The organism is Streptomyces alkaliterrae, from assembly GCF_007097205.2.
Classification (GTDB): domain Bacteria; phylum Actinomycetota; class Actinomycetes; order Streptomycetales; family Streptomycetaceae; genus Streptomyces; species Streptomyces alkaliterrae.
This window is the reverse complement of sequence record NZ_VJYK02000204.1, coordinates 1-9986: the sequence shown is the minus strand read 5'-3', so window position 1 is coordinate 9986 and position 9986 is coordinate 1. Positions and strand designations below refer to the sequence as shown.

Annotated in this window: 10 protein-coding genes; 7 read left to right on the top strand and 3 right to left on the bottom strand. The window is 72.9% G+C overall.

The features are described 5' to 3' along the window. Positions 1-133: 133 nt before the first annotated feature. The 4 genes from FNX44_RS18295 to FNX44_RS18280 are packed head-to-tail and all read left to right on the top strand — an operon-like array spanning position 134 to position 2636. Positions 134-772: an AIM24 family protein gene (locus tag FNX44_RS18295; protein WP_323369480.1), complete on the top strand. Its 639-nt coding sequence runs from the start codon at positions 134-136 to the stop codon at positions 770-772. Between the two features lie 26 nt (positions 773-798). After that, complete coding sequence (locus FNX44_RS18290) at positions 799-1422, top strand: AIM24 family protein (protein ID WP_143649365.1); 624 nt, start codon at positions 799-801, stop codon at positions 1420-1422. Beyond that, entirely contained in the window at positions 1419-2126 is a 708-nt protein-coding gene (locus FNX44_RS18285) for an AIM24 family protein (protein WP_143649363.1), read from the top strand. The genes FNX44_RS18290 and FNX44_RS18285 overlap by 4 nt, the downstream gene beginning before the upstream one ends. A gap of 9 nt (positions 2127-2135) precedes the next feature. Then, on the top strand, positions 2136-2636 hold the full coding sequence (locus tag FNX44_RS18280; RefSeq protein ID WP_143649362.1) for a MarR family winged helix-turn-helix transcriptional regulator: 501 nt from the start codon (positions 2136-2138) through the stop codon (positions 2634-2636). Between the two features lie 18 nt (positions 2637-2654). On the opposite strand, the gene FNX44_RS18275 is transcribed toward FNX44_RS18280, so the two are convergent. After that, positions 2655-4247, bottom strand: a complete 1593-nt coding sequence (locus FNX44_RS18275; protein WP_143649361.1) for a sensor histidine kinase — start codon at positions 4245-4247, stop codon at positions 2655-2657. Beyond that, on the bottom strand, positions 4240-4902 hold the full coding sequence (locus tag FNX44_RS18270) for a response regulator transcription factor (protein ID WP_143649360.1): 663 nt from the start codon (positions 4900-4902) through the stop codon (positions 4240-4242). Before FNX44_RS18270 ends, FNX44_RS18275 begins: the two co-directional genes overlap by 8 nt. A gap of 130 nt (positions 4903-5032) precedes the next feature. On the opposite strand from FNX44_RS18270, the gene FNX44_RS18265 reads away from it, so the two are divergent. Beyond that, a complete protein-coding gene (locus FNX44_RS18265) occupies positions 5033-5722 on the top strand; it encodes a PepSY domain-containing protein (protein WP_143649359.1) in 690 nt (229 codons plus the stop codon). A gap of 73 nt (positions 5723-5795) precedes the next feature. Here FNX44_RS18265 and FNX44_RS18260 read toward each other — a convergent pair whose 3' ends face one another. After that, complete coding sequence (locus FNX44_RS18260) at positions 5796-7244, bottom strand: cytosine permease (RefSeq protein ID WP_143649358.1); 1449 nt, start codon at positions 7242-7244, stop codon at positions 5796-5798. Positions 7245-7376: 132 nt separating this feature from the next. On the opposite strand from FNX44_RS18260, the gene ureA reads away from it, so the two are divergent. Both ureA and FNX44_RS18250 read left to right on the top strand, forming a co-directional pair. Beyond that, positions 7377-8159: an urease subunit gamma gene (gene ureA, locus FNX44_RS18255; RefSeq protein WP_143649357.1), complete on the top strand. Its 783-nt coding sequence runs from the start codon at positions 7377-7379 to the stop codon at positions 8157-8159. Continuing rightward, positions 8156-9889: an urease subunit alpha gene (locus FNX44_RS18250; protein WP_143649356.1), complete on the top strand. Its 1734-nt coding sequence runs from the start codon at positions 8156-8158 to the stop codon at positions 9887-9889. Before ureA ends, FNX44_RS18250 begins: the two co-directional genes overlap by 4 nt. The last annotated feature ends 97 nt before the right edge of the window (positions 9890-9986 follow it).

Sequence of the window (9986 nt, the reverse complement as noted above, 5' to 3'; positions counted from 1 at the left end):
GTGCGGGACGGGTTCCGCCGGTGCGTCGACCCCAGGCGGGCCCGGGCGGCCCCCTCCTTGTGAATCGATGCACAAGCCCACCCATTGTGGCAGCCCGTCCGTTGGGCCGTTCGAGGGGGTAGGTTTGGGCGCCGTGGGGAGATTCCGAGTACAGGGAGCCAAGGTGCTCGCCGTCGACCTGACCGGCGACGCCGTACGCGCCAAGAACGGCTCGATGGTCGCCTACGAGGGCACCATGACGTTCAAGAAGCTCACCGGCGGGGGCAACGGGCTGCGCGGTGTCGTGACCAGGCGCCTGACCGGTGAACAGATGGCGGTGATGGAGGTCACCGGCAACGGCACCTGCTACTTCGCCGACGGGGCCCGCGACATCAGCCTCGTCCCGCTGCACGGCGACACGCTGCACGTGGAGGCGAGCAACCTGCTGTGCACCGAGGCCGGAATGCGGACCGGCACCACCTTCACCGGGCTGCGCGGCGCGAGCCAGGGAAACGGCCTGTTCACCACCACCGTCGAGGGCAGCGGGACCGTCGCGATCCTCTCCACCGGACCGGCGATCGGACTGCGGGTCACCCCGCAGACGCCGCTCCAGGTGGACCCCGGCGCCTACGTCGCCCACAGCGGGCGGCTCACGCAGCAGCTCCAGACCGGGGTGACCTTCCGGACCATGATCGGCGAGGGCTCCGGCGAGGCGTTCCAGATCCGGTTCGAAGGGGAGGGCCTGGTGTACGTGCAGCCCAGCGAGCGCAACACGATCGGGGGCCGCCTGTGAGCGGATTCCGCCCGGTCAACGGCAAGATGATCGAGGCCACCGTCAACCCCGGCCAGGTGCTCTACAGCCAGCGCGGGGCGATGATCGCCTACCGGGGCGAGGTCTCCTTCACCCCGAGCCTCACCGGCGGCCAGGGCGGCGTGATGTCGGCCATCGGCCGCCGGGTGCGCGGCGAGGCGGCCCCGCTGATGACGGTCGAGGGCCGGGGCACGGTGATGTTCGGCCACGGCGGGCACGAGGTGCACGTCATCGACCTGACCGGCGAGCTGCTGCACGTCGAGTCCGACCGGCTGCTGGCGTTCGAGGGCTCGCTGCGGCAGGGCACCGTCTTCCTCGGCTCCCAGGGCGGCGTCATGGGCCTGGTACGCGGCCAGGCCACGGGCCAGGGCCTGTTCACCACCACGCTGGAGGGCAAGGGCGCCGTCGCGGTGCTCGCCCACGGCGGCGTCTTCGAGCTGCCCGTGACGCCCGGCCGCCCGGTCAACGTCGACCCGCAGGCGTACGTGTGCCACCGGGGCCAGCTCACCAACCGGCTGACCACCGCCCTCAGCTGGCGGGACATGGTCGGCCGGGGAAGCGGCGAGGCGTTCCAGCTGGAGCTGTCAGGGCAGGGCACGGTCTTCGTCCAGGCGAGTGAGGAGAAGCTTTGAGCACCACGGTCTTCGACGCCCACACCCTCCCCGCCGACGACAACGTCAACCCCTACGCCTTCAGCGTCGACCTGAACGGCCAGTGGTTCCTCCAGAAGGGGAAGATGATCGCCTACTACGGGCAGATCAGCTTCGACGGCATCGGCCACGGCCCACTGGACAGCCTGGTCGCGTCCAGCTTCCACTCCCCGCTGCACGCCTCCGACTGGGTGGTGGCCAGCGGAAAGGGCCGGCTGCTGCTCGCCGACCGCGCCTTCGACGTCAACTCCTACGACCTCGACGACGGCAACCTCACCATCCGCTCCGGCAACCTGCTGGCGTTCGACCCCCGGCTGTCGCTGAAACAGTCGATCATCCCCGGCTTCGTGACGCTGATCGGGACGGGCAAGTTCGTCGCCGCCTCCAACGGCCAGGTGCACTTCGTCGAACCCCCGATCCGCGTCGACCCGCAGGCCCTGGTCGGCTGGGCCGACTGCCCCTCGCCCTGCCACCACTACGACCACCAGTACCTGCGCGGCTTCCTCGGCGGCGTCCGGCACCTCACCGGGATCGGCGGCGCCTCCGGCGAGGAGCACCAGTTCGAGTTCACCGGGAGCGGCACCGTGCTCATCCAGTCCACCGAGAAGCTGATCGCGGAACAGGCGACGGGCGCGGTGCCCGACGAGCAAGGTGTGCCTGGCGGTTCACCCCGTTGGTCTCGGTAAAGTCACATCATGGACACCGAGACGGATCCCGGTAAGGACGCCGCGCACACGGCGCGCTGGTTGGAGCCCGAGGAGCAGCGCGCCTGGCGTACCCATCTGGACGCCAGCCGGCTGCTGATGCACCAGCTGGAGAAGGACCTCCAGCCGTTCGGTCTGACGCTCAACGACTACGAGATCCTGGTCAACCTCTCCGAGTCCGAAGAGCACCGGATGCGGATGAGCGACCTGGCGACGGCCACCCTGCAGTCCAAAAGCCGCCTCTCCCACCAGATCACCCGCATGGAGAACGCGGGCCTGGTGCGTCGGGAGCACTGCGACACGGACAAACGCGGGCTGTTCGCCGTGCTGACCGACCACGGCTGGGACACGATGCGCAGAGTCGCCCCGCACCACGTGGAGTCGGTGCGGCGCCACTTCATCGACCTGCTCACGCCGGCCAGCCTGGCCGCGCTGCGCTCCTCGCTCTCCCCGGTGGTGGAGCGGCTGCGCGCCGCCCGCGGGCGCGCCTGAGCGCGGGCGGGGCGGCGCTCAGCCCGGCTGGTGCTGCCCGGACGAGGGCTCGACGAGCGGCAGGGTGAGGCGGAAGAGCGCGCCGCCCTCCGGGGCCGTGCCGACCGTCAGGGAGCCGCCGTGGCGTACCGCGATCTCCCGGGCGATGGCCAGCCCCAGCCCGGCGCCGCCGTCGTCCCGGCTGCGCGCGTCGTCCAGCCGGACGAACCGTTCGAAGATCCGCTCCCGCTCGGCCTCCGGTACCCCGGCCCCGTCGTCCGCCACCTCCAGCACCGCGCGCCCCGGCCCGGGAGCGCCGCCGTCGGGCGTCACCGAGACGCGCACCCGGGAGGCGGCGTGCCGCCGGGCGTTGTCCAGCAGGTTGCCCAGCACCCGGGCGAGCTGGCCGCGGGAACCCGCCACCGGCGCCGAGGCCAACGGGCCCGCGGCCACCGTCCGGTCGTCCGCCGGTCGGCGCGCGACCTCCTCGGCCGCCAGCTCGGCCAGGTCCACGGTGCCGCCCCTGGGCCGCTCGCCCGCGTCCAGCCTGGCCAGCAGCAGCAGGTCGGCGGCCAGGTCCTGGAGTCGCACGGTGTCCTGTACCGCGCCGGGCAGGTCCAGCAGCTCGGGATGGGCCTCGGCCACCTCCAGCTGGGTGCGCAGCGAGGCGATCGGGCTGCGGAGTTCGTGCGAGGCGTCCGCGACGAACCTGCGCTGCCGCTCCACCGACGCCTCCAGCGCCGCCAGCGTCTCGTTGGTCGTGGCCGCCAGCCGGCCGACCTCGTCCCGGACGGGCGGCTCCGGCACCCGGCGGCTGAGATCGGTCGAGCGGGTGATCTCCGCCATCCCGCGCCGGATGCCCTCCACCGGGCGCAGCGCCTGCCGGGTGACCCGCCAGGTGGTGAGCGCGACGACCGCGAGCAGCAGCGGGGCGCCGAAGAGCAGGGTGGTGCGTACGGTGCCGACGGCGGCCTGCTCCAGTTCCAGCGGGGCCCCGGCGTAGATCGTCAGCTCCTCGCCGCGCGGGCTCCTGACCTCCAGGACGGCGAAGCGGTAGTCGCCGGAGCGGCCGTCGACGGTGGCGCGGCCCCGGGCGAACTCGACGTCGTCGTCCACCTCACCGGGCCCGAGCCGGTCGGCGTCGCCGTCCCGGTTGTCGTCGTCCCCGTCGTCGCTGTTGTCGTCGCTGTTGTCGTCCCTGTCGTCGTCGCTGTCGCCGTCGTCGTCGCTGTCGCCGCCGTCGCTGTCGCCGTCGTCGTCACGCCGGTTGTCGTCGCGGGGTGGGGAGTCGGCGGGCGGGAGAGCGGTGACGCTGTTGTTGTCCGTGCCGGCGATGGCCTCCAGGCCGTCGCTGACCGCCCGCACCCGCTTGTCGTCGTCGAGCACCTGTACCGGCTCGTCGCCGGTCTCGATCGAGCCGAGCGCGGCGCCGGTGGCGATCTGGCCGGCCACGTCCCGGGCCCGGACCTCCGCCTGGAGGTCGACCTCGCGGGCCAGGTTCGTCTCCAGCAGCCACAGCACCGCCACTCCGGTCAGCAGCAGGGCCGCCGCGACGACGGCCGTGGCCCCGAGCGCGGCCCGCGCCTTGACCGAGCCGAGCACGCCACGCACGCCCCGCGCCCGACTAGCCATCGGCCGTCAGCCGGTAGCCGGCGCCGCGCACGGTGGTGATCAGCCCGGGCCCCAGCTTGCGGCGCAGGGCGCTGACGTAGACCTCGACGATGTTGGGATCGCCGTCGTAGGCGAAGTCCCAGGCATGCGCCAGGATCTCCGACTTGGCGACCACCTCCCCCGCACGGACGGCGAGGTGTTCGAGGACGGTGTACTCCTTCGCGGTCAACGCGACCTCCCGGCCGTCGCGTTCCACCCGGCGGGCCGCGCGGTCGACGGCCAGGCCGCCGATCCGCAGTGTCGGCGCCGCGCCCGTGCCCCGGCGGCGCAGCAGCGCGCGGACCCGGGCGAGCAGCACGACGTAGGAGAACGGCTTGGTGAGGTAGTCGTCCGCGCCGGTGTCCAGCCCCTCGGCCTCGTCGTACTCGCCGTCCTTCGCGGTGAGCATGAGGATCGGCGTCTCGTCGCCGGCCGCGCGGAGCGTGGCACAGATCCGGTAGCCGTTCATCCCGGGCAGCATGATGTCGAGGACGATCAGGTCGTAGGGGTGCTCGGTGGCCATGTGCAGGCCCTCGCGGCCGTCGTGGGCCACGTCCACGGCGAAGCCCTCGGCGGTCAGTCCGGCCGCCAGCGACCTGGCCAGCCTCCGCTCGTCCTCCACGATCAGCACGCGCATGGCCCCCAGAGTGGCAGAAGCTTCCTGAAGGGATCTTCAGGAAGCTTCAGGAAGCGTTCAGGTGGCGCTCGGCATGGTGGTGCTCGTTCGGACGGCACGAAGCCGCCGACACGACCACTCGGGAGGAACCATGAAGCGCAACGTCATCATCGCCGGTCTGGTCGCCGTGACGGTGGTGGGCGGCGCGGCGGTGGCGGGTACCGCCTTCGCCGGCGACGACGGCGGCGCGACGCCGGCCGCCCCCCGCACCCTCAACACCGCGGACGGCGACGACGGCCGCGACGACGACAGCCGGGACGACGACAACCGGGACGCCCTGCGGACGGACAGCCGCGCGGGCGGCGGGTGGATCAGCGCCGAGCAGGCGGTGAAGCGTGCGCTGGAGGCGGTCCCGGGCGTCGCCCACGGGCTCGACCTGGACGACAACCGGGTCTGGGAGGTCGACGTGCTCACCCGCGACGGCGCGTGGCGGCAGGTGGACGTCGCCCGCAAGGGCGGCCAGATCCTGCGGACCGAACGGGACGACGACGGGGACGACGACGGGGACGACGACGACCTGTCGGCGGCCCGGTCGCTGACCGGTCGGCAGAGCGGCGTGACGCTGGCCGACGCGGCGCGGATCGCCGACGAGCGGGTGCCCGGCACGATCGGGGAGATCGAGCTGGAGCGCGCGGGCACGGTCTGGAAGATCGAGTTCGAGGACGTCGACGGACGGGACGACGACGAGGACGTCGAGCTCTGGATCGACCGGGCCTCGGGCGACGTCACCCTGAACGACGGCCGGGATGACCACGACACCGACGGCGGCCGCGACGACTGAGGTCGCCGCCGCGTGCGCGCCGGGGTGGCGGGGGTCCGGGCCCGTCCGCCCGGACCCCCGCCGGTCGTCTCCGTCAGTCGACGGCGACGACGGCTTCCGCCGGCCTCGGTTCCGGGGCCGGTACCGGAGCCGGAACCGGAACCGGAGCCGGTCGGGGCGTCATGGCCAGGTACGCGGCACCGCCGACCAGTCCGGAGAGGATGAAGCTGCAGTCCACGCCGCCGGTCAGGGCCAGTAGCGGGCCCTCGTACAGCGGGGTGGAGACGGCCGCCATGCCGACCGCCGCGCCGAGCGCCCAGGAGGCGGTGGCGGGCAGGTTCCAGCCGGCGCGGTACCAGTACACGCCGCCGCGCGAGCGACGGTTGAGTACCTGGAGGGCGTCGGCGTCGTAGACCCCGCGGCAGCGGGCGTAGCCGATGAGCGTGATGACCGCCCACGGGGTGCCGATGGCCGTGAGCAGCAGCACGAAGGAGGTCATCGCCGACTGCGCGTCCCAGGCGAAGGAGCCGACGAAGACAAACGCGGTGGCGACGAGGGCGGCGACCACGGTGGCGGTGGTGCGCGTGGCGCGGGGGACGATCGCGTCGAGGTCCAGGCCCATCGAGTACAGCATCAGTCCGGCGTTGCCGATGGAACCGGCGGAGGCGGCCAGGAACAGCGGCAGCAGGTACCAGACGGGTGAGGCGGCCACGAGCGGCCCGGCGTAGTCGAGGCCCGCGCGGGCGGCGAGCGCGGTGTAGGTGCCGAAGAGCTGCGGTGTCAGCAGGCCGACGAAGAGGCCGAGCGCGGTGGCGGCCAGCACCTTCTTCGGCCGGTGGCGGTGCGGGGAGACGTAGCGGGTGTAGTCGCCGAGCAGGGTGATGAAGGCGACCGGCCCGCTGAGGCCGGCCGCGACGGCGGCCAGCAGCCAGGTGGGCCAGAAGGAGCCGAGCAGGTACTCGGTGTCGGGGGGCGCGGCGGTGGTGAAGTCGCCGGCGTAGGCGACGACGCCCACGAGCAGCAGGGCGATCATGCCGACGGCGAGTATCCGGCTCATGCGCAGCAGCAGCCGGTAGCCGAAGACGGCGGCGACGACGGTGGCGACGGCGAGCAGCCCGTAGGTGAGGGCGCGCACCCCCTGGTCGTCGGGGAGACCGATGAGGCGGCCCATGACGCCGGTCATCACGTCGCCGCCGATCCACAGGGTGAGGGCGGTGTAGCCGAGGGAGAGCAGCAGGCCGACCACCGAGCCGACGAGTCGGCCCCGGACGCCGAACTGGGCGCCGCTGGAGGTGGAGAGGTTGGTGGCGGTGCGCAGGGAGACCAGTGCGAGCGGCGCGGTGAACACGATTCCGACGACGGTTCCGACCACGATGGAGGTGACCGACGGCCAGAGTCCGAGTCCGAAGGACGGCGGAAGCCAGCCGAAGACGATCACGCCGAGGCAGAGGTTGGAGCCGAGCAGGATCGACACCAGGTCCCTGGGGCCGCTCGTGCGTTCCTCCTCGGGGATGGTGTCGACTCCGCGCTGTTCGATGGGCATGGCTTGGCTCCCTGATCGACGGACGCTTGTTTGAGTGACGCTCAATGTGACTTAGACCAGCGGGTAGGTCAATGCTTTCCACGAAACGAATCCATGGTTAGAGTGATGCTCTAAACCGTGGAGGTGTTTGTCGTGCGACTGACCCCGACCGAGCGCGACCGGCTGCTGCTCTTCTCGGCGGCGGAGCTGGCCCGCGCCCGCCGCGCCCGAGGGCTGCGGCTCAACATCCCCGAGGCGACCGCCCTCGTCGCGGACACCGTCTGCGAGGCCGCCAGGGACGGCAGACGGCTGGCCGAGGCGATCGAGGCCGCGTGCTCGGTGCTCGGACCCGACGACGTGCTGCCCGGCGTGGCGGACGTCGTCACCGAGGTGCATGTGGAGGCCGTCTTCGAGGACGGCTCCCGGCTGGCCGTGGTCCCCTCCCCCATCCGGGGGGCCGCCGCGCTGGGCGACGAGGCGCCGGGCGCCGTACTGCCCGGGCCGCCGAGCCCGGAGATCGAGCCGGCCCTGCGGCTGACCGTGCGCAACACGGCCGCCGTCCCGGTCAGCGTCACCTCGCACTTCCACTTCTTCGAGGCCAACCCCCGGCTGGACTTCGACCGCGCCGCCGCCTACGGCATGCGGCTGTGCGTGCCCGCCGGCTCCTCCGTGCGCTTCGACCCGCACGGCGAGGCCGAGGTCGGCCTGGTGCCGATCGGCGGCGACCGGATCGCGATCGGCTTCGCCGGACTCGTCGACGGCCCGCTGGACGCCCCCGGCGCCAGGGCGGAGGCACTGCGCCGCGCCGCCGAGTGCGGCTACCTCGGCGCCGGGCCGGCCGCCGACGGCCACGCCGACGGCGACGACACCGAGGGCGACACCGACGGCGACACCCACCGCGAGGACCCCGACGACGCGGAAGGAACCACCCGATGAGCAGGCCCACCAAGCACAGCGACCACTGCGCCCCCGGCAGCCGCCACATCGACCCGCAGGAGTACGCGAGCGTCTTCGGCCCCCGCGCGGGGGACCGGGTCCGCCTCGGCGACTCCGGGCTGACCGTGCGGGTGGAGGCGGACGCGCAGCGCCCGGGCGACGAGTTCCTGGCCGGCTTCGGCAAGACCGCCCGCGACGGGCTTCACCTGAAGGCCGCCGCCGTCCGCGAGACCTGCGACGTGGTGATCAGCAACGTGCTGGTCATCGACGCGGTGCTCGGCATCCGCAAGGTGTCCGTCGGCATCCGCGAGGGTCGTATCCACGCCATCGGCCGAGCCGGCAACCCGGACACCCTCGACGGCGTCGACGTGGTCGTCGGCACCGGCACCTCGATCGTCTCCGGCGAGGGGCTGATCGCCACAGCCGGGGCCGTGGACACCCACGTCCACCTGCTCTCCCCCCGGGTGATGGAGGCCTCGCTGGCCGCCGGGGTGACCACGATCATCGGCCAGGAGTTCGGCCCGGTGTGGGGGGTGGGCGTCAACTCCCCCTGGGCGCTGCGGCACGCCTTCGACGCCTTCGACGCCTGGCCCGTCAACATCGGCTTCCTCGCCCGCGGCTCCTCCTCCGACGCCGCCCCGCTCGTCGAGGCGCTGGCCGAGGGCGGCGCCAGCGGCTTCAAGGTCCACGAGGACATGGGCGCCCACACGCGGGCGCTGGACACCGCGCTGCGGGTCGCGGAGGAGCACGACGTGCAGGTGGCCCTGCACAGCGACGGCCTCAACGAGTGCCTGTCCGTGGAGGACACCCTGCGGGTGCTGGAGGGCCGCACGATCCACGCCTTCCACATCGAGGGCTGCGGCGGCGGCCACGTGCCCAACGTGCTGAAGATGGCGGGCGTGCCGAACGTCATCGGCTCCTCCACCAACCCCACCCTGCCGTTCGGCCGGGACGCCGTCGCCGAGCACTACGGCATGATCGTCTCCGTCCACGACCTCAAGCCGGACCTGCCGGGCGACGCCGCCATGGCCCGCGACCGCATCCGGGCCGGCACGATGGGCGCCGAGGACGTCCTCCACGACCTGGGTGCCATCGGCATCACCTCCTCCGACGCCCAGGGCATGGGCCGCGCCGGTGAGACCGTGCGCCGCACCTTCGCGATGGCCGCCAAGATGAAGGCCGAACTCGGCCCGCTGACCGGCGACGGCGAGGCCGACGACAACGCCCGCGTCCTGCGCTACATCGCCAAGCTGACCATCAACCCGGCGATCGCCCACGGCCTCGCCCACGAGGTCGGCTCGATCGAGGTCGGCAAGCTCGCCGACATCGTGCTGTGGCGGCCGCAGTTCTTCGGCGCCAAACCGCAGCTCGTGCTGAAGTCCGGCTTCCCCGCCTACGGCGTCACCGGAGACCCCAACGCCGCCACCGACACATGTGAACCGCTGGTGCTGGGACCGCAGTTCGGGGCGTACGGGGCGACCGCAGCGGACATCTCGGTGGCCTTCGTCTCGGCCGCCGCGGCGGCGCTCGGCGACGACCGCATGCCCACCAGGCGGCGCCGGGTCGCCGTCCGCGGCACCCGCGGCATCGGTCCGGGCGATCTGCTGCTCAACTCGCGCGTCGGCGCCGTGGACGTCGACGGCGACAGCGGCCTGGTCACCCTCGACGGCGACCCGCTGCGCTCCCCCGCCGCCGACTCCGTCTCCCTCAACCGCCTCTACTTCCTGTGACGCCCGCCCCTGGCGCCCGGACACCGTAAGCCCCGACGCCGTAAGTCCCGACACCGCAAGCCCGGACACCGCAAGCCCCGACCCCGTGAGTCCCGAC

Excerpts from the sequence above, each read along its gene's own strand:
- FNX44_RS18290 (WP_143649365.1), top strand. The coding sequence starts at position 799 with ATGATCGAGGCCACCGTCAACCCCGGCCAGGTGCTCTACAGCCAGCGC.
- FNX44_RS18280 (WP_143649362.1), top strand. The coding sequence starts at position 2,136 with ATGGACACCGAGACGGATCCCGGTAAGGACGCCGCGCACACGGCGCGC.
- FNX44_RS18275 (WP_143649361.1), bottom strand. The coding sequence starts at position 4,247 with ATGGCTAGTCGGGCGCGGGGCGTGCGTGGCGTGCTCGGCTCGGTCAAG.
- FNX44_RS18270 (WP_143649360.1), bottom strand. The coding sequence starts at position 4,902 with ATGCGCGTGCTGATCGTGGAGGACGAGCGGAGGCTGGCCAGGTCGCTG.
- FNX44_RS18265 (WP_143649359.1), top strand. The coding sequence starts at position 5,033 with ATGAAGCGCAACGTCATCATCGCCGGTCTGGTCGCCGTGACGGTGGTG.
- FNX44_RS18260 (WP_143649358.1), bottom strand. The coding sequence starts at position 7,244 with ATGCCCATCGAACAGCGCGGAGTCGACACCATCCCCGAGGAGGAACGC.
- FNX44_RS18250 (WP_143649356.1), top strand. The coding sequence starts at position 8,156 with ATGAGCAGGCCCACCAAGCACAGCGACCACTGCGCCCCCGGCAGCCGC.